The organism is Streptomyces sp. NPDC057445 (assembly GCF_042802855.1).
Classification (GTDB): domain Bacteria; phylum Actinomycetota; class Actinomycetes; order Streptomycetales; family Streptomycetaceae; genus Streptomyces.
In genome coordinates, this window is the sequence record NZ_JBHVDH010000005.1 from 406350 (window position 1) to 429337 (window position 22988).

Sequence of the window (22988 nt, forward strand, 5' to 3'; positions counted from 1 at the left end):
CCAGGTTCAACCGTGAACCCTCAGGACGCAGGCACCAGCACCCTGTGGGGCCAGGCCCCCTGCCCCGCTCTGGTGGCCGACACCGCAGGCGGGATCGTGGCATTGAACGACGCCGCGGCGGCGTTGTTCCCCGGCGCCGAGCCGGGTGACTGGCTGGAGGACACGGCTCCCCATTGGCTGTCCGACGCCCACCAGCAGTTGTCCGGCACCGCACCCACGGCCCCCGGCGGCCTGTTCGCACACGGGCTGCTCGGCGATCGCAGCTTCGAGGCCCGCGCCACCCACGCCACCGACGGGGAAGTTGTCTGGTGGCTGCTCGACGACACCGAGCGCCACGTGGCGGAGCAGACACTGCGCCAGGAACGCGAGCGCACGGCGCTGCTGGCCGACGCGTCGAGTGTGCTGCTCTCCTCACTCGATCTCCAACGCTGCATGGAGGTCACCGCGCAGATGGCCTCGACCCATCTCGCTGACGCGGCCCTGGTCATCGGGCCCGCCCAGAGGCGGCGCCACCCCGTGACGTACTGCTGCCGCGGCGGGCCGGTGACCCAGGCACGTCTCGACATCGAGCCCGCGGTGCTGCCCGGCCTCGTGGAAGCCCTTCAGGGATTCCCGCCCGTTCCGTCGCGCTGGACGGATCCGGCGGAGGTGCCCGACTGGGCGATTCCGGACGGCTTCACCGGCCCGGTGGGTGCCGTCTCCATCACCCCGCTGCCCGGACACGGCGTTCCCGCGGGTGCGATCGTCCTGCTGCGAGGAGGCCGCACCACAGGGTTCAGCGAGAGCGAGGACGTCTTCGCCCGTCTGTTCGCGGCGCGAGCCGGGGCCGCCCTGTCAGCCGCACGCATGTACGCGGAGCAGGCGGACATCACCTCGAAGCTGATGCGGGAACTGCTGCCACCCGGACTGCGGCGGGTGCACGGGGTCGAGTACGCGGGGGGCTACCGCGCCTCCGTGCAGACCGAGCGGATCGGCGGCGACTTCTACGACGTCCATCCGGGCTACGACGAGGATCATGAGTCGCTGGCCGTCCTCGGGGACGTCTGCGGCAAGGGTCTGGAGGCCGCGGTCCTCACCGGCAAGATCCGCAACACACTTCAGGCACTGCTGCCGCTCGCTCAGGACCATGCGCAGGTGCTGCAGTTACTCAACGACGCCTTGCTGGCGTCGCACCACACACGGTTCGCCACACTCGTCCTGGCCTCCGTTCTGCGTCGCGGCAGCACCGTCCGGCTGCGGCTGACCAGTGCCGGTCACCCCGCGCCACTCGTCGTCCGCACGGACGGCACCGTGGAGGCGGCCCCCACGCGCGGCTCGCTCGTCGGCGTCCTCCCCCGGCTGACGTCGCAGACGGCGACGGTCGAACTCCGGCCGGGCGAGACGTGTCTGATGTTCAGCGACGGGATCACCGAGGCGAGGGGCGGGCCCCTCGGGGACGAGCTGTTCGGCGACGACCGGCTCCGGCGGACGCTCACCGAGTGCGCCGGTATGCCCGCCGAGTCAGTGGTGGAACGTGTGCAGATGCTCTCCTCGGAATGGGTCGGTGCCGGCCGCCACGACGACATGGCCGTCCTCGCCATCACAGCACCCCGCACCACGCATCTGAGCGCGGTGAACGGCCACACACGGGGCAGGTTCACCCGATGACGACTCATGCGCGACCCGGGCGCGGCCGCGCCGGACGACGATGACGACGGACGCGTGGACTGAACGGGCTACGGCTGGGACGGGATCAGGGTGATCCTGACGCTGCGGTCCAGGTCCGGCTGAACGGCGCCGCCGGGGCCGCGCCTCCGTTCTCGGCCGACCGCTGGTCGTCACCAGCTTCACGAGTGCGACACCGGCCAAGCAGATGAGGGCGCCGTTGACGTCCCAGCGGTCGGGCCGGCATCCCGTCCAGGCGGTCACACCTGTGGAGTGACCTGCCTCACATGCTGTCACAGGGATCGATCAGGCGGTGTCTTGAGGCCGAACCCCTTGAAGCGGAGGAGACACCATGGCTGAGAACACCGATGTTGTCGTGATCGGCGGCGGATACGCCGGCGTCATGGCGGCCAATCGCCTGACGCAGCGCGACGACGTGACAGTGACACTGATCAACCCGCGCCCGACCTTCGTCCATCGGGTGCGCCTGCACCAACTGGTAGGCGGGTCCGACGACGCGGTCGTGGACTACCGAGAGGTCCTGGGCGAGCGCGTCCGGCTGGTGGTCGACACCGTGGCACGGATAGACCCGGCCGGACGCAGGGTGGCGTTGGCGGCCGGCGGCACGGTCGGCTACGACTATCTGGTCTACGCGGTGGGCAGTGGCAGCGCCGACCCGCGCGTGCCCGGAGCGGCGGAGTTCGCCTACCCGATTGCCGGCCTGGAAGAAGCGGCGCGGCTGCGGCCGGTCCTCGACGCCGCGCCCACGACGGCCGCGGTGACGGTTGTCGGAGCCGGTCCGACCGGCATCGAGACCGCCGCCGAGCTGGCGGAGGGGGGCCGCGCCGTGACCCTGGTCTGCGGAGGGGTGCTCGGCCCGTACCTGCACCCTCGGGGCCGGCGCTCGGTTGCCGAGCGGCTGGCCGAGCTCGGTGTGACCGTGCTCGACGGCCCCGGCACGAAGGTGACGGCTGTGACCCGCGATGCCGTGCAGCTCGCCGACGGCCGCAAGTTGCCGAGCAAGGTGACCATCTGGACCGCCGGATTCGGAGTACCGGACCTGGCCGCGCGCAGCGGGCTGAGCACCGACGCCCTGGGCCGCCTGCTCACGGACGAGACGTTGACCAGCGTGGACGAGGTACGCATCGTCGCGGCCGGGGACTCGGCGGCACCGTCGGACCTCCCACTGCGGATGAGCTGCCAGGCCGCGATGCCTCTGGGCGCGCGGGCCGCGGACACGGTGCTCAGCCGGATCGCGGGTGAGCAGCCCTCGACCCTCAACCAGGTGTTCGCCGGCCAGTGCATCAGTCTGGGCCGACGCGCCGGCATCTTCCAGTTCGCCAACCGGTCCGACGTCGCGGTGTGGTTCCACATCGACGGCCGCCCTGGCGCGAGGCTCAAGGAGTTCGTGTGCAGGGGCATCGTCAAGCATCTCGCCGACGAGGCAGGCAAGCCCGGTTCGTACAGCTTGCACCGCGTCTCAGGTGGTGCCAAGCGCCGGCAACTGCTGCAGGCCGTGCGCGGCGAGGCGCCGGCCACCGCTGAACGGGCAGCCTAAAGATCGAACGGCTACCAACGAAAAGGACCTCGCTGTGGATGCAGGCTTGAAGGCCGTCGACAACCAGGGCCGGCCGCGAAGGAGCGGGGCCGGGGTATGAGCGACCACGTCACTGACCCGGCGACCGGGAGTTTCGTCGCCCACCGCAACCTGCTCTTCACCGTCGCCTACGAGATGCTCGGATCGGCGGCCGACGCCGAAGACGTCCTCCAGGAAACCTGGCTGCGATGGGTCGAGGTCGACATGGGACAGGTGCTCGACCAGCGCGCCTACCTGGTCCGGATCACGACCCGGCAGTCGCTCAACCGGCTGCGCACCATGCAGCGCCGCAAGGAGGCGTACGTCGGCCCCTGGCTGCCCGAGCCGCTGCTCACCGCGCCGGACGTGGCCCAGGACGCCGAGCTCGCCGAGAGTGTGTCGATGGCGATGATGGTCGTCCTCGAAACGCTGTCGCCGACCGAGCGCGCCGTCTTCGTGCTGCGCGAGGCCTTCGAGTTCAGCTACGACGACATCGCGGCCGCCGTCGACAAGAGCCCCGCGGCCGTCCGTCAGATCGCCCACCGCGCCCGCCGGCACGTCGATGCCCGCCGTCCTCGCCAGGCGGTCTCCCCGAGCGTGACCCGGGCGGCTCTGGAGTCGTTCCAGCGCGTACTCGAGACCGGGGACCTGCAGGGCCTCCTTGACGTACTCGCCCCTGAGGTTGTGCTCGTGAGCGACGGCGGCGGCATCAAGCAGGCCGCGCTGCGGCCGGTCACCGGCGCCGACAAGGTGGCCCGCTACATGATCGGTGGCCTCGGCAAGAACAACCGCCCGATCACCGTCGCTCCCACCGTGGTCAACGGCAACCCGGCACTCCTCGTACACCTGGACGGCGAGATCGACGGCGTCATGGCGATCCATGTCGGGGACGCCCGCATCACCGGCCTCTACTACGTCCGCAACCCGGAGAAGCTGAACCGCGTCGAATCCGAGACCCCGCTCACCCTGCGATGAGAACCGGCGGCGGAACAGCCACTTGGGGCAGGCGCAGCGCTGAACCCCGTACGGTTCGGCTCGCGGTCACAACATCGCCTGCCGGAACACACAGAGCGGCCGAAGGGTCTCAGGCCACGAGGGTGATCTCGTCGTCGTCGACATGCGGGGCGGCCCCCGCCCCGGCCGGGGCCGACGCCGCCGGGGCCGCCGTTCCCGCGCCCGCCAGCAGTGCGTCGGCCACCTCGAGCGCGTCCTCGATGGTGCTCGTCGCCGTCATCACGCACAGCGTGTACGTCACGTCGTCCAGCGCACGGCGGGTCTCTTCGGTCGACTGTCCGGCAATGCGCAGGTCCGCGTAACGCGCCAGAAGACTCCGCAGCGTCTTGGGGTCCGGCATCAACACAGGGTCCACTCCTTCTTCTGATGTGCGCACCGGGTGCCCCGGATTCACCGAACCATGCCAAACGCCTCAGAGGTCTCCGCGGACCCGGCCGGCGAGACAATCACGTGTCGTGGCGTCAGAAGGGCAGCCGGCCCCTCGCCTTGCGGCCCGCCGATCCGGACCGGCCGACGGCGCGCGAGCTGCTGTGGAAGGGCTTGCTGAAAAGCCGTCCGAGGATGCCCGGGGCCTTTCCGCCGGTCCGGGCCCCGGCTCCCAGGGCGCGCTGCGTGCCGTTCTGGGGGTGCCTCGACAGGCGCGGCAGAAGAAACGCGAGGACAAGCAGGACCGCGCAAACGGCGACTATGCCGACAACCATCATGACGAACTCCCTGGATCGAGTCCCTTCCGGCTTCCCCGGTTCGGGCGGCACATGCGGTCCACGGCACTCCCGTCCATGCGTGGGGCCTGCTCGTTCGGCGGCCTCCTCCTCATGCCCCCGGCCCCGGATCGGGACGAACGGGCTCGGCGACCCCCGCCCTCGCCGCTTCCAGCTGCGCCGCGAAGGCCACGCCCAGAAACAGCGCGATGCCGGTCACGTTGGCCCACAGGAGCAGAGCGACGAACGCGGTGAGCGGGCCGTAGACAGCACCGAACGACCCGCTGGTGCCGACGTAGAGCGAGAGCATCCATGTGGCGGTGACCCAGAGCAGCAGATGGACCCCGGATCCGAAAGCCAGCCAGGTGTAACCGGGCTGGTCGCGCCGGGGCGACCAGCGGAAGATCACGGCGGAGGACAGGCCCGCCAGCAGCACTCCCCCGGGCACGTGGAGCAGCTGCCACCACTGCAGCAACGAGGGCGACCAGTGCAGCGCCCGCACCACGGCCTCCCCGACCTCCCGGCCGACGACCATGAGCAGAAACCCCGCTCCCAGCGGCAGGCCGGCGGCCAGGGTCAGCAGCACGCCCCTGCCGTACTTGGCGGGGAAGGCCCGGTCCCGCTCGATGCCGTAGATGCGGTTGCACCCTCTCTCGATCTGGCCCATGGCCGACGTGAGGTTGAGGAGCGCGACCCCCAGGCCCAGCCAGACCGCGACGGCACCGGCGGTGTCCGCGTGGACGCTGCGACGGGTGCCCTCCAGAGCCTGCCGTACGAGATCCGCGCTGTCCCCGGGCACGATGCCGGCCAGTGTCAGCTGGACGATCCGGTCCACGCTCTCCGTGTGCACACTGGTGGCGACGCCGACCAGCGCGATGGTGAACGGGACCGTCCCGAGGACGACCTGGTAGGCCAGGGAACGCGCCGCGCTGAACCCGTCGGCGTAGCGGAAGCGGGCGAAGGAGTCCTTCAGCAGTTTGCGCCCGCCGTAGCGACGCAGTGCCGTGAACGCTTCGTCGCCGGAGAGCTCGGCACCGACCATGTCACGGGTCTGCGGTACGTGCTCCACTGTTCCCATGGCGCGGCTCCCCCTCTGCCGGCACGACCGGGCCGGGCCCGCTCCCCTCGGAGCCGGTGACTGCCGCATGCCCCTGGGCGCAGCCGCTATTCCCCGCACGGACAACGACAGTACGTCCCAACGGCGTTAGAGTGCCGCAGGCCCGCAAGTCCCCACCGACGGCCCACAGGAAGACATCGCCCCCAGTGAACACTCACGAGCCCTTCGGGTCTGCCGGCGAACGTCGTCTGCAGCAGCGTCTTGGCACCGCCGACCATGCCGCCGCCTTCTACGACCGCCAGGTGCAACCCCGTCTCACCCCGCAGATGTGCGAGTTCATACGGCGGCAGACCATGGCGTTCCTCTCGACGTCGGACTCCCGCGGAGCCTGCGACGCCACCTTCCGGGCAGGCCCTCCGGGATTCGTCAGCGTCCTGGACGACCGCACCCTGGCCTACCCCGAGTACCGCGGCAACGGCGTACTGGCCAGCGCCGGGAACATCACCGAGAACCCTCATATCGGCCTGCTGTTCGTCGACTTCACCGAAGATCACATCGGGCTGCATGTCAACGGCACGGCGCGACTGCACCGCGACGAGGATCAGCGGCGGGCCTACCCCCACCTGCCCGTGGACAGGGCTCCCGGCCGCCGTCCCGAACTCTGGGTGCACATCACGGTGGAAGAGGCGTACGTGCACTGCTCCAAGCACATACCTCATCTGCAGCCCGCGCCTCGTCCCCGCCCCCGGACCGAACGGCCCAAGGACGCCGACTACTTCAGTCAGGCCCCGTGCAGGAGCGTCGAGGTCAGCGGCCCCTTGCCTTGACGAGTTCCGCGTTGAACTGCGCCCCTGTCAGAAGGGCGAGGTTGGAGACCCACAGCCAGACCAGGAACACGATGAACCCGGCGAGCGATCCGTACAGACGGTCGTACGTGCCGACATGAGCGGTGTACGACGCGAACGCCGCGGACGCGATGAGCCAGAGGACGACGGCCAGGACACCTCCGAACGCCCGGCGCCGCACCCCGCGTGTCTGGGGAGGCCCGGAACGGAAGAGTACGAGCACCATCGTGGCCACCAGACAGAGCAGCAGCGGCCACTTCATGACGTCCCAGGTCGCCGCCGCCGCGCTGCCGAGACCCAGCACCCTGCCGACGGCGGTCGCCAAGCCGCCGCTGAGGACCAGCACCAGGGCACTGGAGACGAGAGCTGCCAGGAGCACGCACGCGGTGATGACCACCCGCGGCGCGGTCCGCCAGACGGACCCCTGGTCCTTCTCGTCGTGCATCGCGTGCAGCGCCCGGCGGAACACGGCGAGATAGCTGGACGCGGACCAGAGCGAACCGAGGGTTCCGACGACGGTGAGGAACCATGCCGCGGAGTGCCGGCCCGCCATGTCGTGCAGCGCCCCCTCCAGCATCGGACTGGCGGGGGCCGGCACGACGGCGGCTGCCCGCTCGATCAGGGCCTCGGTCGCAGAGGCGTCCGCGATCCCCGTGAGGGACACGGTGACGAGCAGCACCGGAAACAGCGCCAGGACCGCGTAGTACGTCAATGCCGCGGCCCAGTCGGTGACATCGTCGTTCCACACGGACACCGGTGTGCGGCGCAAGGCGACGAACACTTCGCCCCGGGACGGCAAGCTCCGCGGTGGGGCCGCTCCCCGTGACGTTCCCGTTCGCACATCCTGATCGCTTCGCATGCTGTCTCCTGCTCGCCGGGAGCTCCCCTGCCCGCTCCGTCCTGCGGCCGGATCACCCCGCTGTCACGTACCCACCTTCCGTCCGCCGCACCGGCCTGCCGTGCCAGTCCAGACACAGCACGGAGCCGCCGTCCGCCGCCCCGCCGCCGCCGCGCGTCCAGATCTCCCGGTACACGGCCTGGGGAGCGGCCACGCAGGACAGATGGCGCGTGGCCTCGATGGCGCGGCTGACGACGTTGTCGTCAGGCGTTGCGGCCCCGGCGGAATCCCGCTCCGACGACGAGGGGCCGTCCACGCAGGCGACGAAGAGCAGCCGGTCGCCTGGCAGGAGCTGCAACTGCTGGGTCGAGTAGACAGTGTCCTCGAACATCCCGAGGGGCAGCTGCCCCTCCAGTTCCATCCGCTCCACCTGGGAACCGCGCATACGCCAGACCGTGGGTGATCCGGCGTCGACGATCCGCATCGTACCCGTCCTGAGTTCCAGGCCGATCAGAACGGTCGGCAGATACCTGGAGCCGCCGTGCTGTCCGTACAGTGCCTGGTCGGCGAGACTCGCCTGGCCCACCAGGTCCGCCCGGGAGCGGCGCGCGTTGCGGATGGCATTGAGCGCGAGGTTGTTCAGCAGCGCGTCCTCGATGCCCGGGCCGGTGCCGCTGGCAACCACCAGCGTCAGCTGGTCGGCCGACGCCGACCAGTCGAAAAGATGCCCTCTCGAGGCATAGACCGGTTCCCAGTAGGCGTGGAGATCGAACTCGTCGCGCCGGCACGTGCGGCCCGGGAGCAGCTGCCACTGCATCTCGGCCGGTGCGGTGAGCCTCCGTTCCCGGCGTGCCTGCCGGTACACATCGGTGTGCCGCTCCGCCACGCGCAGGGCATGGCCCAGCATCTCGGAGATGGCCTCGAGGTCCTGGACCGACTCGGGGGATCCGTCCTCGGGCAGGGTGACCGTGAGCACGCCGTAACGATCGCCTCGGACCGTCACCGGCAGGTGGACCGTCACCATGAGGCCCGGGCCGGTGGAAAGATATGGTTGTTGTGCAGAGAAAGCCTTGCCTGCCGGGCTCGACTCCACCGACACCGGCCCGCCGACCGCAGTGCGGTCGAACGGGCGAAGTGTCACGAGTCCGTAGTCGGCCAGCAGGAGGCCCACATCTGTTGCGCCGTAGTGACGTGCGAGATTGACGCGGAGGGAGTCCAGGAGCCCATGGGGCGGCGCGCCGCGCAGTGCGCGTTCGACCACCACGCGTCGTTCCAACGAACCGATACCGCTTTCTGGAGAGATGTGGAAGTGAAGTCCGCGGCGCAGCGCCGACGCCACGGGACGAGGGCGACCGATTCGGAGTGTCGGTAGGTATGGACACGAATCGCTCCGCACCTGAGCGTCAGCACGAGAACGCCCAGGCGGCCCGCGAGCTCATCGAGCTCCTTGAGGTGCTGTGGGAGCGCGGCAGGGACATGGCCTCCACACCCGTTTCCGCGTCCCAGCTGCGCGTCCTGTACAGCCTCGACCGCGAGGAAGGGATCAACCTCCGCACCCTCGGCGAGCTGCTGGGTTCCGCTCCCCCGTCCGTCAGCCGCCTGTGTGATCGCATGGAGGCCCTGGGCTTTGTCCGGAGGGTCCCCAGCCAGGTCAGCCGGCGCGAGCTGGAACTGCATCTGACCAGCCGCGGAAAGGCATATCTCAAGGAGCTGCGGGACCGGCGTGAGGCGGCGTTGCTGGAGACGATCGGCACGATGACGCCGGCCGCGCGCAAGGCACTGCTGACGGGTCTCGTGAGCTTCCAGGAGGCACTGGACCAGACGGGGCACGCACCGAGACGCAGCCGTGCGGCCAAGGACGCCCGGTCCGCCTGACACCGGCGACGCACACCACCTGAACCGATGCGTGCTGTCCCCCCACGTCCCACTTCGTGCCTTTCGATCGTCGACTCCGCGCACAGAACCACGGCGCGGCCGACACCGCCACGGGTTATTGCCCCAAGGATACAGTTTCCAGAGAGCAACCATTGACCGACGGTGAGGGTCCCCGCGTCCCGGGGCCCGTGGCCTTCACGACGACCACACGGGATCGCTTCCCTGTCGGCACACGCCTGCGGGCCCGGGGTGGGTAGAGGCACGAGAGATATGGTTGCGATACGGAAAAAGGCCCCTGCGCCGCGCGGTGACGGCGAATCAGCCGAGGATCACCCGTTCGACGTGCATGAGGCCTCGGGCGCCGCACCCGGTCCGCGCCACCGTCAGAGAACGTCCGATTCGGAGTGTCATGGCATGAGCACCGATCCCGCTCCCCCTCCGCACCGGTCCACCGATGCGGCGCAAGCAGCGTGCGATGTCATCGAACTGCTCGAGGTCCTGTGGGAGCGTGGCAGGGACACGGCCTCCGCCGTGTCGACGTCTCAGCTTCGCGTGCTCTACAGCCTGGAACGCGAGGAAGGAATCAACCTTCGCACCCTCGGCGACGTGCTGGGCTCGACCCCCTCCTCCGTCAGCAGACTGTGCGACCGGCTCGAGGCGCTGGGCTTTGTGGAGCGCACGCCCAGCCCTGTGAGCCGACGTGAACTCACTCTCCGTCTGACGGGCCAGGGCAGGGCCTACCTCGTCGAGCTGCGCGCGCGGCGCGAGGAGATCCTGCTGGCGGCGATAGAGGTGATGGGCCCGGCCTCCCGAGCCGCCCTGCTGGAAGGACTCGACGGCTTTCGCGACGCCGTCGCCGCCCTCGGCTCCTCTCGGGGCCAGGGCGGCGGAGGCCCTTCGGTCCGGACCGCCTGAGTCACGACAGGCGGTACCGGCACCGCGCCGGCACCGCGCTCCCCCGGGTGCGCTCCTGCGGGCGGTCACGCGGGGGCGTGAGTGCCCTCCCCGTCGCCACGACCCGCGCGTCCGTGCCAGTCGAGGCAGACCACCAGCGCATCGTCGTCGAGCGGCTTGTCCCCGTGGTAGCCGGCGAGCTCCCGTAGCACCGCACCCGGGACCTGTGTCGGCGGAAGCAGGCTCGTACCGACCAGGGAGCGGGCCAGGGCCCGGTCGCCGTAGCGCTCACCGACCGGGGACGGCGCGTCGTACACGCCGTCGCTGCCGAACAGCAGCCGGTCACCAGGGCGGACGGTGAACCGCTCGGGCTGGTAGACCGTGTCCTCGAACATCCCCAGGGGCAGTTGCGCGTCGAAGGTGAGGGGTTCCACGGAGCGGTCACGCAGCCGCCACAGGCGGGGTGAACCCGCGTCCACGGCCTCCACCTCTCCCGTGCGGAGGTCGAAACGGAGCAGAAGCACGGATACGTAGGCGCTGCCCTCGTACTGCGCGTAGACGGCCTGGTCCGCCAGCGTCGCCTGGCCGGCGAGGTCCAGGCCGGCCCGGCGGGCGTTGCGCAGGGCGTTGACGGCGAGGTTGGTGAGCAGCGCCGCTTCGATGCCCTCGCCCATCCCGTTGGTGACCGTGAGGGTCAGATGGTCGGCCGAGGCCGACCAGTCGTAGTTGTCGCCGAAGATCGCATAGGCGGGCTCCAGATGGGCGCCGAGAGCGAACTCGCTCCGCGCGCAGGAGCGGCCGGGGAGCAGCTGCCACTGCATCTCGGCCGCGAGCGTCAGGCGAGCAGCTCGCCGCGCAAGGACGTACAGGTCGGTGTCGCGTTCCGCGACGAGGATCTCGTGACCGAGCGCCTCGCAGATGTGCTGCATGTCCGGCAGAAGCGACTCGGCCCGGCCCTTGTCGCTCATCCGCACCGTGAGGACGCCCAGCCGGTCCCCGCGAATGGTGACGGGAAGGTGCGCGTCGACCGCCGCGTCGGCGACCGTCGTCACATACGGCTCCTGCGACCCGAAGGCCCGCCCGTGAGGACTGCCGTGGATCGGGACAGGGTCCGTCCGGCCGGGACCGGTCTCCACGGCCTGCAGGGAGCTCATCCCGTAGTCGGCGAGCCGGAGCTCGACCCCTTGGGCGCCGAACTGCTCGGTGAGAGCGGCGGTCACCACATCCAGCAGGGCGTGCGGAGCAGCGCTGCGCAGGGCCCGCTCAACGGCAGCGAACTTGTCCACGTCTTCCTGATTCTCCTGGTGCCTGGAAATGTGCCCCGGCGAGTCAGGACCGTGCGCGCCTTCGCCGCCACCGGTCCACCAGGACGTTGTACACGAGGGCGCATTCTAGGAACCGGGCAGGACATTTGTCACTCGGCAACTATAGGTCCGTCGCAGTTCAGCGGATCGATGCGTACGAGTCCGAGTCCTGGGCATGCGAGACGAGCGGTCGGCACAGAGGTGCACGCCATCGATGCGAAAGAGGAGACTCATGTCCCCCCAAGACGAGAACCTGGACGTCGAGGTCGAGATCCACGATCCCGCCACGGCGATCGTGACGGTCCGTGGCGAACTGGACGTCGACACGGCGACCCTCCTTCATCACCACCTGGCGAACCAGTTCCTCCATGGACGCCGGCACCTCGTGCTGGAGCTGTCCGCCCTGGACTTCATGGACTCCTCCGGACTGAACGTCCTGATCAGGGCCACCCGGGAGGCGCGAGCAGCCAACGGTGACCTGCATATCGCCGCCCCCGCCCCCACCGTCAGAAAGCTCTTCGACATCACCGGGCTGAGCCTGACCACGCCGATCCACTCCGATGTCGCGGAAGCACTCGCCGCCGTCGAGCGCGTTGCGCAGTCCCAGGGGGCGCCCCTGGATGCCGCGGACTCCGGCACTCGTTGACCCGCCCCTGGGCCCAGCTCCGCAGGACATGCCCACGGGTGCGGCCCCGCTCCGGAGCAGGGCCGCACCCACGGCCGCATCAGTCCCCCGCCGGACCGGCACCCGCGACCGCCTTCGCTTCCGCACTCGGGCAGGAGACGCCATGACGAGCACACAGGAAGTGCCGGAGTCGGTTCCACGGACGCCGGGCGCGACGGACCCACAGCCGGAGCACGAGGACACCTCGACGCGCATACGGCGACGGCTGGAGCGGCTGATCGGCATCGCGGCGACCGAGGGTAATGCCCTTGTCCCCCTGCGCAACGGAGACGAGATCTTCGCGGCGATGCTCGACGCCATCGGCTCCGCCCGGCACACGGTGGACATGATGACCTTCGTGTACTGGAGAGGAGACATAGCCCGGGAATTCGCCCGAAGACTCGCCGAGCGCGCCCGTGAGGGGGTGCGGGTGCGGCTGCTCCTGGACGGCTTCGGCAGCCGGCTGATCGAGAAGGAGCAGCTGGACGAGATGGAGCGGGCCGGAGTGCACGTCTCCTGGTTCCGCAAGCCGCTCCATCTCTCGCCGTTCAAGCAGAACCACCGCTGCCACCGCAAGGTTCTCGTCGTGGACGAGCAGGTCGCCTTCACCGGCGGTGTGGGCATCGCCGAGGAATGGTGCGGCAACGCGCGCAACCCGGGCGAATGGCGGGACACCCATGTCGAGGTCAGAGGGCCCGCCGTGGACGGGCTGGCCGCCGCCTTCGCCCAGAACTGGGCGGAGTGCCACGAGGAACTCTTCGACGAGCGCGATCGGTTCATCCAGCACCGGCCGCAGGGGGACGCCGTGGTCCAGGTGGTGCGGGGCTCGGCCAGCTTCGGCTGGCAGGACATGCAGACCCTGATCAGGGTCATGCTGGAGTCCGCGCAGGAACGATTCCGTCTGACCACGGCGTACTTCGTCCCGGACGCGTACTTCGTCCAACTGCTCTGCGCGACGGCCAGGCGCGGCGTCGACGTCGAGATCCTTCTGCCCGGTCCGTACATGGACAAGAGGGTCTGCCAGCTGGCCGGGCAGCACCTCTACGACGATCTCCTGGCCGACGGCGTGAAGATCTTCCAGTACCAGCCGACGATGTTGCACGCCAAGGTCATGACGGTGGACCGGACCACGGCGCTGATCGGATCGACCAACTTCAACCGGCGCTCGCTCGACCACGACGAAGAGGTCATGCTCGCCGTACTGGATGAGAAGTTCACGGCGGCGCTCGACGCGCACTTCGAGGAAGATCTCGCCGTGAGCAAGCGAATCGGCGAAAGCCGCTGGGCGAAGCGCTCCCTCGTGCAGCGCGTCCGGGAGGCAGCCGTGCTGCCCGTACGACGGTTTCTCTGACGTCCCGCTGCCGTCCGGCGCGCGCAGTGGGCGACCCGCTGCCGGTACGCCCCAGGCGGATGCAGGCGGGCGCCGTACTGGTCGGGCGTTTCGGGAAGCGTCCGCTGCGACCCGACGCGGGTGCCGGTGTCGTTCCTCAGACCATGGCCTCGTGGACGTAGCACCAGCGCCAGTCCTCACCCGGTTCGAAGGACTGCACGATGGGGTGCTCGACCGTGCCGGCGTGCCAGCGGGCGTGCTTGAGCGGAGAGGAGTCGCAGCAACCCACGTGCCCGCAGGTCAGGCACAGTCTCAGGTGCACCCATGGAGAGCCGAGGCGCAGGCATTCCTCACAGCCCTGCGGAGTGCGTGGTGTCACCGGGCGTACGAGCTCGAGATGAGGATCGGGCAGCGTCATGGTGGGCTCCTTCCGTCGGTCGGCGCATTACCGGTGTCGGTCGGCGATGGTTTCCTCGACCCACTTGCGCAGGGCGGGGGCGGGCGCCGCCCCCGCCTGCCGGGCGATCACCTCTCCTTTGTCGAGCAGGAGCAGGGTCGGCACGGCCTGTACCTGGAATCGCTGGGCAAGCCTGGGTGACTGGTCGATGTCGACCTTGACCAGCTTGACCTTTCCGGCCAGCTCGCGCGCGACCTGCTCCAACGCGGGGCTCACCATGCGGCAGGGGCCGCACCAGGTGGCCCAGAGGTCGACGAGGACGAACGGCGTCGCCTTCTCGGCGATCTCCGCGAAGTCGTCGTCGCCGGCGTCGGCGATCCATGGGAGCGAGGCCTTGCAGTTGCCGCAGCGGGGGATGCCCTCCGCCGACGCCGGCACCCGGTTCTTGCGGCCGCACTTGTCGCAGACGACCGTCCTGCTGTCCGCAGTCACTTGGACTCACGCCGCCTTTCGGACCTCAGGCTCGGACGGCTGGTCGTACGTCACCACCAGTTCCCCGTTCTGGGCGTCGACCCGGATGGCCGACCCGTCCTGCACGTCGCCGCGTATCAGGGCCCGTCCGACGAGTGTCTCGACCTCGTGCGCGATGAACCGCCGCAGCGGCCGTGCTCCGTACACGGGATCGAAGCCCTGCCGGGCAATGAGCTCCCGGCCGCCGTCCGTCAGTTCGACGGCGATCCGACGCTCGGCCAGACGCCGGCGCAGGTCGTCGAACTGCAGCTCGACGATGCGCTGGATCTGGGTCATGCCCAGTGGCTTGAACAGCACGATGTCGTCGACGCGGTTGAGGAACTCGGGGCGGAAGTGGCTCTGCAGTTCACCCATCACCAGGGCCCGCGCGTCGGGCTTGATCTCGCCGTCGGTGGTCACCCCGTCGAGCAGATGGGCGGAACCGATGTTGGAGGTCATGATGATGATGGTGTTGCGGAAGTCGACGGTGCGGCCCTGCGAGTCGGTGATACGGCCGTCGTCCAGCACCTGCAGCAAGGTGTTGAACACGTCGGTGTGCGCCTTCTCCACCTCGTCGAACAGGACGACGGAGTACGGCTTGCGGCGCACCGCCTCGGTGAGCTGGCCGCCCTCCTCGTAGCCGACGTACCCGGGAGGCGCGCCGACCAGTCTGCTCACGGTGTGCCGCTCCTGGTACTCGCTCATGTCCAGGCGGACGATGTTCTCCTCCGTGTCGAACAGCGCGGCCGCCAGAGCCTTGGCCAACTCGGTCTTTCCGACGCCCGTGGGCCCGAGGAAGATGAAGGAGCCGATGGGCCGGCGCGGGTCGCGGATGCCGGAACGGGCCCGGATGATGGCGTCGCTGACCACCTTGACCGCCTCGTCCTGGCCGATCACGCGCTCGGCGAGGATCTCGTCCAGTCGCAGCAGCTTCTCCCGCTCGCCCTCCTGCAGCCGGGTGATGGGGATACCGGTCCACGCCGAGACGATCTCGGCGATCTCGTCCTCGGTGACGACCTCCCGCAGCAGCCGGTTCTCGCCCTGCTTGGCCGCGAGCGCCTCCTCCTCCGCCTTCAGACGGCGTTCGAGTTCGGTGAGCGTGCCGTACCGCAGTTCCGCGGCACGGTTGAGGTCGTAGTTCCGCTCGGCCTCCTCGGCCTCCTGACGGACCTGCTCCAGCTCCTGGCGCAGTTCCTGGACGCGCCGGATGGCCTGGCGTTCGGCATCCCACTGGGCGTGCATGGCGTCGGCCTCGGCGCGCAGGTCGGACAGTTCGCGGCGCAGCTCCTCCAGACGCTTGCGGCTGGCGGGATCGGTTTCCTTGGCGAGCGCCGCTTCCTCGATCTCCAGACGGGTCACCCGGCGGCTGATCCCGTCGAGTTCGGCCGGCATCGAGTCGATCTCGGTCCTCAGCCGGGCGCAGGCCTCGTCGACGAGGTCGATCGCCTTGTCCGGCAGGAAACGGTCGGAGATGTAGCGGTGGCTGAGGGTCGCGGCGGCGACCAGTGCGGTGTCCTGGATCTTCACGCCGTGGAAGACCTCGAGGCGTTCGCGCAGGCCGCGCAGGATGGAGACGGTGTCCTCGACGCTCGGCTCGTCCACCACGACCTGCTGGAAACGGCGTTCGAGGGCGGCGTCGGACTCGATGTACTTGCGGTACTCCTGCAGGGTGGTGGCGCCGATCATGTGCAGCTCGCCGCGGGCGAGCATCGGCTTGAGCATGTTCCCGGCGTCCATTGCGCCTTCCGGGCCGCCACCGGCGCCCACGACCGTGTGGAGCTCGTCGATGAAGAGCAGGATGCGGCCCTCTGCGGCCTTGACCTCGCTCAGCACGGCCTGGAGACGCTCCTCGAACTCACCCCGGTACTTGGCGCCCGCCACCAGCAGGCTCATGTCGAGGGAGAAGATGGTCCTGTCGCGCAGCCCGTCGGGTACGTCACCTCGGACGATGCGCTGCGCCAGGCCTTCCACGATGGCCGTCTTCCCGACGCCGGGGTCACCGATCAGTACGGGGTTGTTCTTGGTCTTGCGGCTCAGGATCTGGATGACGCGCCGGATCTCCGCGTCCCGGCCGATCACCGGGTCCATCCCGCCGCTGCGGGCTTCCAGGACCAGATCGCGGCCGTACTTCTCCAGCGCCTCGTAGGCGGACTCGGGCGTCGCGGATGTGACGCGCTGGCTTCCCCGGATCCGGGTGAGCGCGGACAGGAACGCTTCCTTGGTGATGCCGTGTTCCTTGAGCAGCCGTCCCGCCGCGGTCCTGGATCCTTCGTCGGCCAGGGCGAGGACGAGATGCTCCACCGACACATAGTCGTCCTTGAGCCGCTTGGCCTCCTGTTCCGCCGCGTCCAGTACCTTCGCCAGCCGCTGGGTGATGTACACCTGGCCGGGTGTCGCACCGGGTCCCGTCACCTTCGGCCTGCGGGACAGTTCCGCCGTCAGGGCCTCACGCAGATCCCGCACATCGGCGCCCGCCTGTTCGAACAGCCGTGGAACGATTCCCTCCGGCTGATCGATGAGGGCGAGCAGCAGATGTTCGCCGTCGACCTCGGTCTGGTCCAGCCGGCCGGCGATGGTCTGCGCTTCCTGCAGGGCCTCCTGCGACTTCTGGGTAAGCCGGTTCATATCCACGATTCATCACTCCTGGAGCCGGCGTTGCTGCGCCTCAGAGCGCTCTCCAGCTCGTTGATCCGGTCGAGCAGATCGAGCACCAGACCCAGGGAGGCGTAGTTGAGGGGGAGTCCGGCACGTAGACGTTGGATACGGGCGAGGGTTGCGGGAGCAGTCGGCTCGAACCACAGCTCCCCACCGGCGTCGCGGGTGGCGTCGACAAGGCCGAGAGTCACGAGCCGCCGGACGAGATCGGGATGAAGACCGGAGCGCCGGGCGACCACGTCCAGGCTGAGCCTGGGGACCGGGACGAGGGCATAGTTGCGGACAGCGACGCTCACGCCGGGCTTGCGGGCAGGTGCCGCCGCCCGGCGGTCTCCGGCGCCGGAGGCATGCTGGGGAACCTGGGTCATCCTGACTTCCTCGGGTCGAAGGTGGAAACGGCGGCCAGCTCCTCGAAGAGCTCACGCTCCCGGTCGGTGGGCTTGGGCGGCACCATGATGCGGACCTCCGCGTAGAGGTCGCCGGCGGGCCCACGGGGGCTGGGCATGCCTTCGCCCCGCAGCCGCAGCCGGCGGCCGCTCGAGGAACCCGCGGGCACCGTGACCTTGGCCGTGCCGCCGGGCGTGGGAAGCGGGACCGAGGCTCCGAGCGCCGCCTCCCACGGCGTCACGGGAAGCACGACGTGGATGTCCCGCCCCTCCAGGCGGAACCGCGAGTCCGGCTTGATGCGCACGCGCAGGTACAGATCACCTCGCGGCGCCTGGCCGCTTCCCTGCCCGCCCTCCCCGGCGAGCCGGATGCGCTGGCCGTCGGTGACTCCGGAGGGAATGCGGACGTCGTAGGTCCGCTGCCCGTCCGGCCCCGCGAGGGTGACGCTGCGCCGGCCGCCGCGGTACGCCTCCTGGACGGTGAGCTGGATCTCGGCCTCCTGGTCGGCGCCGGGAACCGGGCCACGGGCGGCGCCACGGCCGAAGATCCCGCCGAACAGGTCCTCGAAGTCGACGCCGGAACCGTCGAAGCCGTCGCCGTGGTCCGTCCCCTGACGGACCCCGCCCCCGCCCCCGCGTCCGTAACCGGTGGTCCAGCCGGACCAGCCGCCACCACGGGCACCCGCCCCGGCGGCCACCCGCTCGTCGTAGTCCTCCGGGATCTGCCGGAAGTCCTCGCCCCAACGGTCGTAGCGCGCACGCGTCCCGGGATCGGAGAGCACGCCGTACGCCTCGTTGAGCTCCTTGAAACGCTCCTCCGCCTCAGGATCCTTGTTGATGTCGGGGTGGTGTTTGCGAGCCAGCTTGCGGAACGCCTGCTGAATCTCCTCGGGGCTTGCGTCGCGCTGGACCCCGAGCACGTCGTAGTAGTCCCGTGCCATGGGGCGTCACTCCTGCCGCTTGCTCACCACAACGTATGCGGGGCGCAGCTGGTTCTCGCCCTCGCCGTAGCCGGGACGCACTACCTCGACCACGGCGTTGGGCTCGGCGCCGGCGGATTCGACGACACCGACGACCTCGTGCCTGGCCGGGTCGAACGGCACTCCCGTCTCCTCGTACCGGGGGTACCCGAGCCCGCGGAGCACTTCGACGGCCTGGTCGCGTACGGCCTTGACGCCCTCCAGTACGGCGGACGGGTCCGAACCGGCGTGGGCGAGGGCCAGCTCCAGATTGTCGAGAACGGGCAGCCAGGCCGCCGCGGTGCGGGCGCGCTCCTCGCTGCGGACGCGTGCCAGCTCCCTGGCGTGGCGCTTGCGGAGGTTCTCCAGGTCCGCGAGCGCACGGCGCCAGCGGTCCTGGAGTTCGTCGAGCTCCGCGGCGTGTTCGTCCACCTCGGGCTGCTCGGACTGCTCCGAGGGCGGGGCCTTGCTCAGCTCGTCCTGGGGCGTCGCCGGGTCCTGTTCGGTGGACATGACCACACCTCAGCCCTTGTCGAATTCGGCGTCGATCACGTCGTCGTCGGACCCACGGGCGCTGCTCGCGGCACCCACCCCCGCTCCCGTACCGGCCTGTTCCTCCGCGACCGGACCCGCGCCCGCCGCGTGCGAGGCCAGCGACGCGTGGATCTGCTGGAGTTCGGACGTCAGCGACCTGACCTTGTCCAGCGGCGCTTCCTGCTGTACGGCCTCCCGGGCTTCGCCGACGAGCAACTCGGCCCGTGCCTTCTCGTGGGCGGGTGCGGCGTCGCCCAGTTCGTTCAGCCGGCGTTCGACCTGGTAGGCGACGGCATCCAGCTCGTTGCGGGCGTCCACGGCCTCGCGCAGCGCCTTGTCCTCGCCGCGGTTGCGCTCCGCCTCCTGAATCATCCGGTCGACCTCGCCCTGGTCGAGATTGGACCCCTCGCTGATCGTGATGCCCTGCTCGGCACCGGTGTCCTTGTCGCGTGCGTTGACGTTCACGATGCCGTTGGCGTCGACGTCGAAGGTGACCTCGACCTGCGGCTCACCCCGGGGTGCGGGCCGGATGTCCTTGAGCTGGAACCGGCCGAGGACGCGGTTGTCCGCCGCCATCTCGCGCTCACCCTGCAGCACGACGACGTCGACTGCTTCCTGGTTGTCGGCGGCGGTGGAGAAGGTCTCCGCGCGCCGGGCCGGGATCGTGGTGTTCCGTTCGATGATCTTGGTCATCACACCGCCGCGGGTCTCCACACCCAGCGAGAGCGGGGTCACGTCGAGCAGCAGGACGTCCTTGACCTCGCCCTTGAGCACACCGGCCTGGATCGCGGCACCCATGGCCACGACCTCGTCCGGGTTGACGCTCATGTTCGGATCCTTGCCGCCGGTCAGCCGGCGGACCAGGGTCTGGACGGCGGGTATGCGGGTCGAGCCGCCGACGAGGATGACCTCGTCGATGTCGCTCTCGCTGATCTTGGCGTCGGACATCGCCTGCTTGACCGGTTCCATGGTCCGCTCGACCAGGTCAGCGGTGATCTGCTCGAACGTGGACCGCATGACCGTCTCGGTCAGATGCTTCGGGCCGGAGGCGTCAGCAGTGATGAACGGCAGGCTCACCTGCGTCTGGGTGACGGAACTCAGCTCGGTCTTGGCCTTCTCCGCGGCCTCGAAGAGCCGTTGCAGCGCCTGCGGGTCCTTGCGCAGATCAATGCCGTTCTCGTTCTGGAACTTGTCCGCGAGGTAGTCCACCAGTCGCCGGTCGAAGTCGTCGCCGCCCAGATGGCTGTCGCCCGCGGTGGACCGTACCTCGACCACGCCGTCACCGACGTCGAGGATGCTCACGTCGAAGGTGCCGCCGCCGAGGTCGAAGACGAGGACGGTCTCGTGCCCCTTCTTGTCCAGCCCGTAGGCGAGGGCAGCCGCAGTCGGCTCGTTGATGATGCGCAGCACTTCCAGGCCGGCGATCTTTCCGGCGTCCTTCGTCGCCTGACGCTGGGCGTCGTTGAAGTAGGCGGGCACGGTGATGACCGCCTCCGTCACCCGCTCCCCCAGCTGCTTGCCGGCGTCGTCGGCGAGCTTGCGCAGCACCAGGGCGCTGATCTCCTCCGGCGCGTACAGCTTGTCGCGCACCTTGAAGCGCGCGTTGCCGTGTTCATCGGGGACGACGTCGAAGCCGACGGCCTTTGCCTCCTCGGAGATCTCGTCGTAGCGACGGCCGATGAATCGCTTGGCCGAGTAGATGGTGCCCTTGGGGTTGAGGATCGCCTGACGGCGGGCGAGCTGGCCGACGAGCCGTTCGCCGGTGTCGGTGAACGCGACGACCGAAGGGGTCGTGCGGCTGCCCTCGGAGTTGGGGAGAACCGTCGCCTCCCCGCCCTCCCACGCGGCGATCACCGAGTTGGTGGTCCCGAGGTCAATTCCGACTGCCTTAGCCATGAGGTTCTCCTTCGTCGAGGGCCGCGCACGTGTGCGGCCCCCACGGGTCGAGGGTTCTCACCTGTCGGTGGCGGTGGTACCGGTCGCCGGCCTGCCGGGGGCGGTGGTACCCGTGGCCGGGGCGCTCCCGAGCCGATCGAGCAGTGCGGCGGCCCGGGCCGCCACATCGGCGTCCACGACGACCTCGTAGCGGCTGGGCTGCATCGCACTCACCGAGGTGAAGTCGCGACGGCCACGCTGCATGGCGTGGACGAGCAGACCGAGCAGCGCGCCGACGACGGCGCCGAAGATGAGGCCGTAGAGGGCCAGGAGCAGCGAGGACACCACCGGGTTGAGCCAGTCGAGCAGTCCGAAGAGCCAGCCGATCAGGGCGCCGGGGACCGCGCCGGACGCGGCTCCGCTCAGCGCCGCCCTGCCGTACGTAAGGCGACCGACCACCTGTTCGACGAGTTTGAGATCGTGACCGATGATGGCGACCCGCTCAACGGGAAAGCCCTGGTCAGACAGATAGTCGACCGCGCGTTCCGCCTCTTCGTACAGGGAGTACGAGGCGAGGGTCGTTCGATTCCGCTCGTCCATATCCGCCATCTCCCACGGCGCCACGCGCCGCTGGTCCACGATGACTGCTCCAGCGTCGTGATCGAAGGCGCTGCGGGGCCTGCGCCCACGGGGCCCGAATCTGTCCGGACTCTCAGTCTGTCAGTACAGATAAATCAGGGCAAACCACACCATCCCCGACCACGCGTGCACCGCCCTTGCCCTGGAGCCGGCCCATCTGCGGAACCTCGCAGAGGTCGAGCTCCGGCTGCGCCGGCGCCGGGCGACCGGCACGCCTCTCGGCAGGCTCGGGACCGTGGTGCGCGATGGTTCTCCCGGGTGGTCATGGCGGCGGGATCCCCCCAGGGCGGGTAATCAGCAGAGTCGAGCCACCCGTCCTTTCCCGTAACCGAGCCCCGGAGCCGTCGTGAAATTCGGAGTCGCGACCTTCATCACCGACCAGGGCATCAGCCCGGCCGCCTACGGAACCGCACTCGAGAACCGTGCGTTCGACTCGTTGTTCATTGCCGAGCACAGCCATATTCCTGCGGACCGCCGGACGCCCTACCCGGGCGGCGGTGAGCTCCCGGAGATCTACTACCGCACCCTCGACCCGTTCGTCGCCCTCACGGCGGCCGGGGTGGTGACCGAGCGGCTGCTGCTCGGTACCGGCATCGCGCTGATCCCTCAGCGCGACCCGATCATCACGGCGAAGGAGGTGGCTTCGCTCGACCTCGTCTCGGGCGGCCGCGTGATCTTCGGCATTGGTGTCGGCTGGAACCGTGAGGAGATGATGAACCACGGCACCGACCCCTCGACCCGTGGCCGGCTCACCGACGAGCGGCTGCGCGCCATGCGGGAGCTGTGGACGGCCGAGGAGGCCGAGTTCCACGGCGAGTTCGTGAACTTCGATCCGGTCTTCGCCTGGCCGAAGCCCGTACAGCGCCCGCATCCGCCGATCTACGTCGGCGGCGGCGAGGGTGCGTTCCGGAGGGTGGCGCAGCTCGGAGACGCGTGGCTGGCCAACGGCGTGCCGCCACAGGAGCTCGGTCCCCAGATCGAGCGGCTGCACACCCTCGCCGGCCGGGAGGTGCCGGTGACGGTCTACGCGGTACCCGACGATCCGGAGCAGATCGAGGCCTACGGCCGCCTGAAGGTCGAACGGCTGCTGTTCTACGTGCCGACGATGCCCGAACAGGAGACTCTGGAGTACCTGGACCGGCTGGCCGAAGTCGCAGCCCGGTACCGCTGATCCGCCGGGAGGCAGTGCGCTCGGGAGTGTGGGACCGATCCGGGAATCCATCACCGCGACGGCTGACATGACCGGCATGACAGCCGTGACCGCTGTGGTGGGCCTGACAGCCGTGGGCTG

The 22988-nt window shown here is 69.6% G+C and carries 23 protein-coding genes; 9 read left to right on the plus strand and 14 right to left on the minus strand.

The window, feature by feature from the left end; all coding sequences use genetic code 11:
• The first annotated feature begins 12 nt into the window (after positions 1 to 12).
• The 3 genes from ACFU5O_RS15440 (at position 13) to ACFU5O_RS15450 (ending at position 4195) form a co-directional block, all read left to right on the plus strand.
• Positions 13 to 1647 (plus strand): PP2C family protein-serine/threonine phosphatase, encoded by a 1635-nt coding sequence (locus ACFU5O_RS15440; protein WP_384240342.1) that lies wholly within the window; start codon positions 13 to 15, stop codon positions 1645 to 1647.
• Between the two features lie 349 nt (positions 1648 to 1996).
• Positions 1997 to 3202 (plus strand): NAD(P)/FAD-dependent oxidoreductase, encoded by a 1206-nt coding sequence (locus ACFU5O_RS15445; protein WP_384240344.1) that lies wholly within the window; start codon positions 1997 to 1999, stop codon positions 3200 to 3202.
• 96 nt (positions 3203 to 3298) lie between these two features.
• A complete protein-coding gene (locus ACFU5O_RS15450; protein ID WP_384240346.1) occupies positions 3299 to 4195 on the plus strand; it encodes an RNA polymerase sigma-70 factor in 897 nt (298 codons plus the stop codon).
• Between the two features lie 109 nt (positions 4196 to 4304).
• Here the strand turns inward: ACFU5O_RS15450 and ACFU5O_RS15455 are convergent, their stop codons facing one another.
• The 3 genes from ACFU5O_RS15455 to ACFU5O_RS15465 all read right to left on the minus strand — a co-directional run bounded on the left by ACFU5O_RS15455 (position 4305) and on the right by ACFU5O_RS15465 (position 6013).
• Positions 4305 to 4580, minus strand: a complete 276-nt coding sequence (locus tag ACFU5O_RS15455) for a DUF5133 domain-containing protein (RefSeq protein ID WP_384240348.1) — start codon at positions 4578 to 4580, stop codon at positions 4305 to 4307.
• A gap of 115 nt (positions 4581 to 4695) precedes the next feature.
• Entirely contained in the window at positions 4696 to 4938 is a 243-nt protein-coding gene (locus ACFU5O_RS15460) for a DUF6411 family protein (RefSeq protein ID WP_384240349.1), read from the minus strand.
• 109 nt (positions 4939 to 5047) lie between these two features.
• Positions 5048 to 6013 carry a YihY/virulence factor BrkB family protein gene (locus ACFU5O_RS15465; RefSeq protein ID WP_384240351.1) on the minus strand — a complete coding sequence of 322 codons (966 nt, stop codon included), beginning with the start codon at positions 6011 to 6013 and terminating at the stop codon, positions 5048 to 5050.
• Positions 6014 to 6198: 185 nt separating this feature from the next.
• On the opposite strand from ACFU5O_RS15465, the gene ACFU5O_RS15470 reads away from it, so the two are divergent.
• The gene (locus ACFU5O_RS15470) at positions 6199 to 6819 is read left to right on the plus strand and encodes a pyridoxamine 5'-phosphate oxidase family protein (protein WP_384240353.1); all 621 of its coding nucleotides are present in this window, start codon (positions 6199 to 6201) and stop codon (positions 6817 to 6819) included.
• Here the strand turns inward: ACFU5O_RS15470 and ACFU5O_RS15475 are convergent.
• Both ACFU5O_RS15475 and ACFU5O_RS15480 read right to left on the minus strand, forming a co-directional pair.
• The gene (locus ACFU5O_RS15475) at positions 6800 to 7585 is read right to left on the minus strand and encodes a YihY/virulence factor BrkB family protein (protein ID WP_384240354.1); all 786 of its coding nucleotides are present in this window, start codon (positions 7583 to 7585) and stop codon (positions 6800 to 6802) included. The two genes, ACFU5O_RS15470 and ACFU5O_RS15475, sit on opposite strands and share 20 nt — an antisense overlap.
• A 163-nt stretch (positions 7586 to 7748) precedes the next feature.
• The gene (locus tag ACFU5O_RS15480) at positions 7749 to 8939 is read right to left on the minus strand and encodes a PP2C family protein-serine/threonine phosphatase (RefSeq protein ID WP_384240355.1); all 1191 of its coding nucleotides are present in this window, start codon (positions 8937 to 8939) and stop codon (positions 7749 to 7751) included.
• A gap of 110 nt (positions 8940 to 9049) precedes the next feature.
• Between ACFU5O_RS15480 and ACFU5O_RS15485 the strand changes: the two genes are divergently transcribed.
• Together ACFU5O_RS15485 and ACFU5O_RS15490 are read left to right on the plus strand one after the other, a co-directional pair.
• Positions 9050 to 9550 carry a MarR family winged helix-turn-helix transcriptional regulator gene (locus tag ACFU5O_RS15485; protein ID WP_384240357.1) on the plus strand — a complete coding sequence of 167 codons (501 nt, stop codon included), beginning with the start codon at positions 9050 to 9052 and terminating at the stop codon, positions 9548 to 9550.
• Between the two features lie 414 nt (positions 9551 to 9964).
• Positions 9965 to 10465, plus strand: coding sequence for a MarR family winged helix-turn-helix transcriptional regulator (locus tag ACFU5O_RS15490; RefSeq protein ID WP_384240358.1), 501 nt, complete (start codon positions 9965 to 9967; stop codon positions 10463 to 10465).
• 65 nt (positions 10466 to 10530) lie between these two features.
• Here the strand turns inward: ACFU5O_RS15490 and ACFU5O_RS15495 are convergent, their stop codons facing one another.
• Positions 10531 to 11730, minus strand: coding sequence for a PP2C family protein-serine/threonine phosphatase (locus ACFU5O_RS15495; RefSeq protein ID WP_384240360.1), 1200 nt, complete (start codon positions 11728 to 11730; stop codon positions 10531 to 10533).
• A 250-nt stretch (positions 11731 to 11980) separates the two neighbouring features.
• Between ACFU5O_RS15495 and ACFU5O_RS15500 the strand changes: the two genes are divergently transcribed.
• Positions 11981 to 12394 (plus strand): STAS domain-containing protein, encoded by a 414-nt coding sequence (locus ACFU5O_RS15500; protein ID WP_384240362.1) that lies wholly within the window; start codon positions 11981 to 11983, stop codon positions 12392 to 12394.
• Positions 12395 to 12536: 142 nt separating this feature from the next.
• The gene (locus tag ACFU5O_RS15505) at positions 12537 to 13763 is read left to right on the plus strand and encodes a phosphatidylserine/phosphatidylglycerophosphate/cardiolipin synthase family protein (protein WP_384240363.1); all 1227 of its coding nucleotides are present in this window, start codon (positions 12537 to 12539) and stop codon (positions 13761 to 13763) included.
• 136 nt (positions 13764 to 13899) lie between these two features.
• Here ACFU5O_RS15505 and ACFU5O_RS15510 read toward each other — a convergent pair whose 3' ends face one another.
• The 8 genes from ACFU5O_RS15510 to ACFU5O_RS15545 are packed head-to-tail and all read right to left on the minus strand — an operon-like array spanning position 13900 to position 21658.
• On the minus strand, positions 13900 to 14160 hold the full coding sequence (locus tag ACFU5O_RS15510) for a UBP-type zinc finger domain-containing protein (protein WP_384240365.1): 261 nt from the start codon (positions 14158 to 14160) through the stop codon (positions 13900 to 13902).
• Positions 14161 to 14187: 27 nt separating this feature from the next.
• Positions 14188 to 14631: a thioredoxin gene (gene trxA, locus ACFU5O_RS15515; RefSeq protein ID WP_384240367.1), complete on the minus strand. Its 444-nt coding sequence runs from the start codon at positions 14629 to 14631 to the stop codon at positions 14188 to 14190.
• A 6-nt stretch (positions 14632 to 14637) separates the two neighbouring features.
• Positions 14638 to 17280, minus strand: a complete 2643-nt coding sequence (clpB, locus tag ACFU5O_RS15520; protein ID WP_384240369.1) for an ATP-dependent chaperone ClpB — start codon at positions 17278 to 17280, stop codon at positions 14638 to 14640.
• Entirely contained in the window at positions 17271 to 17672 is a 402-nt protein-coding gene (locus ACFU5O_RS15525; protein ID WP_384240371.1) for a chaperone modulator CbpM, read from the minus strand. Before ACFU5O_RS15525 ends, clpB begins: the two co-directional genes overlap by 10 nt.
• Positions 17669 to 18631: a DnaJ C-terminal domain-containing protein gene (locus ACFU5O_RS15530; protein WP_384240373.1), complete on the minus strand. Its 963-nt coding sequence runs from the start codon at positions 18629 to 18631 to the stop codon at positions 17669 to 17671. The genes ACFU5O_RS15525 and ACFU5O_RS15530 overlap by 4 nt, the downstream gene beginning before the upstream one ends.
• A gap of 6 nt (positions 18632 to 18637) precedes the next feature.
• Complete coding sequence (locus ACFU5O_RS15535; RefSeq protein ID WP_384240375.1) at positions 18638 to 19162, minus strand: nucleotide exchange factor GrpE; 525 nt, start codon at positions 19160 to 19162, stop codon at positions 18638 to 18640.
• Positions 19163 to 19171: 9 nt separating this feature from the next.
• Positions 19172 to 21079, minus strand: coding sequence for a molecular chaperone DnaK (gene dnaK, locus ACFU5O_RS15540; protein WP_384240377.1), 1908 nt, complete (start codon positions 21077 to 21079; stop codon positions 19172 to 19174).
• Positions 21080 to 21136: 57 nt separating this feature from the next.
• Positions 21137 to 21658: a general stress protein gene (locus tag ACFU5O_RS15545; protein WP_384240451.1), complete on the minus strand. Its 522-nt coding sequence runs from the start codon at positions 21656 to 21658 to the stop codon at positions 21137 to 21139.
• A 385-nt stretch (positions 21659 to 22043) separates the two neighbouring features.
• Here ACFU5O_RS15545 and ACFU5O_RS15550 point away from each other — a divergent pair, with 385 nt between their 5' ends.
• The gene (locus ACFU5O_RS15550) at positions 22044 to 22868 is read left to right on the plus strand and encodes an LLM class F420-dependent oxidoreductase (RefSeq protein WP_384240379.1); all 825 of its coding nucleotides are present in this window, start codon (positions 22044 to 22046) and stop codon (positions 22866 to 22868) included.
• The last annotated feature ends 120 nt before the right edge of the window (positions 22869 to 22988 follow it).

Bases quoted from the DNA above. Each gene is read 5' to 3' on its own strand.
- ACFU5O_RS15505 (WP_384240363.1), top strand. From the start codon at position 12,537: ATGACGAGCACACAGGAAGTGCCGGAGTCGGTTCCACGGACGCCGGGC.
- ACFU5O_RS15445 (WP_384240344.1), top strand. From the start codon at position 1,997: ATGGCTGAGAACACCGATGTTGTCGTGATCGGCGGCGGATACGCCGGC.
- ACFU5O_RS15500 (WP_384240362.1), top strand. From the start codon at position 11,981: ATGTCCCCCCAAGACGAGAACCTGGACGTCGAGGTCGAGATCCACGAT.
- ACFU5O_RS15450 (WP_384240346.1), top strand. From the start codon at position 3,299: ATGAGCGACCACGTCACTGACCCGGCGACCGGGAGTTTCGTCGCCCAC.
- ACFU5O_RS15545 (WP_384240451.1), bottom strand. From the start codon at position 21,658: ATGGACGAGCGGAATCGAACGACCCTCGCCTCGTACTCCCTGTACGAA.
- dnaK (WP_384240377.1), bottom strand. From the start codon at position 21,079: ATGGCTAAGGCAGTCGGAATTGACCTCGGGACCACCAACTCGGTGATC.
- ACFU5O_RS15485 (WP_384240357.1), top strand. From the start codon at position 9,050: ATGGACACGAATCGCTCCGCACCTGAGCGTCAGCACGAGAACGCCCAG.
- ACFU5O_RS15535 (WP_384240375.1), bottom strand. From the start codon at position 19,162: ATGTCCACCGAACAGGACCCGGCGACGCCCCAGGACGAGCTGAGCAAG.
- ACFU5O_RS15460 (WP_384240349.1), bottom strand. From the start codon at position 4,938: ATGATGGTTGTCGGCATAGTCGCCGTTTGCGCGGTCCTGCTTGTCCTC.
- ACFU5O_RS15530 (WP_384240373.1), bottom strand. From the start codon at position 18,631: ATGGCACGGGACTACTACGACGTGCTCGGGGTCCAGCGCGACGCAAGC.
- ACFU5O_RS15465 (WP_384240351.1), bottom strand. From the start codon at position 6,013: ATGGGAACAGTGGAGCACGTACCGCAGACCCGTGACATGGTCGGTGCC.
- ACFU5O_RS15525 (WP_384240371.1), bottom strand. From the start codon at position 17,672: ATGACCCAGGTTCCCCAGCATGCCTCCGGCGCCGGAGACCGCCGGGCG.
- ACFU5O_RS15490 (WP_384240358.1), top strand. From the start codon at position 9,965: ATGAGCACCGATCCCGCTCCCCCTCCGCACCGGTCCACCGATGCGGCG.
- ACFU5O_RS15510 (WP_384240365.1), bottom strand. From the start codon at position 14,160: ATGACGCTGCCCGATCCTCATCTCGAGCTCGTACGCCCGGTGACACCA.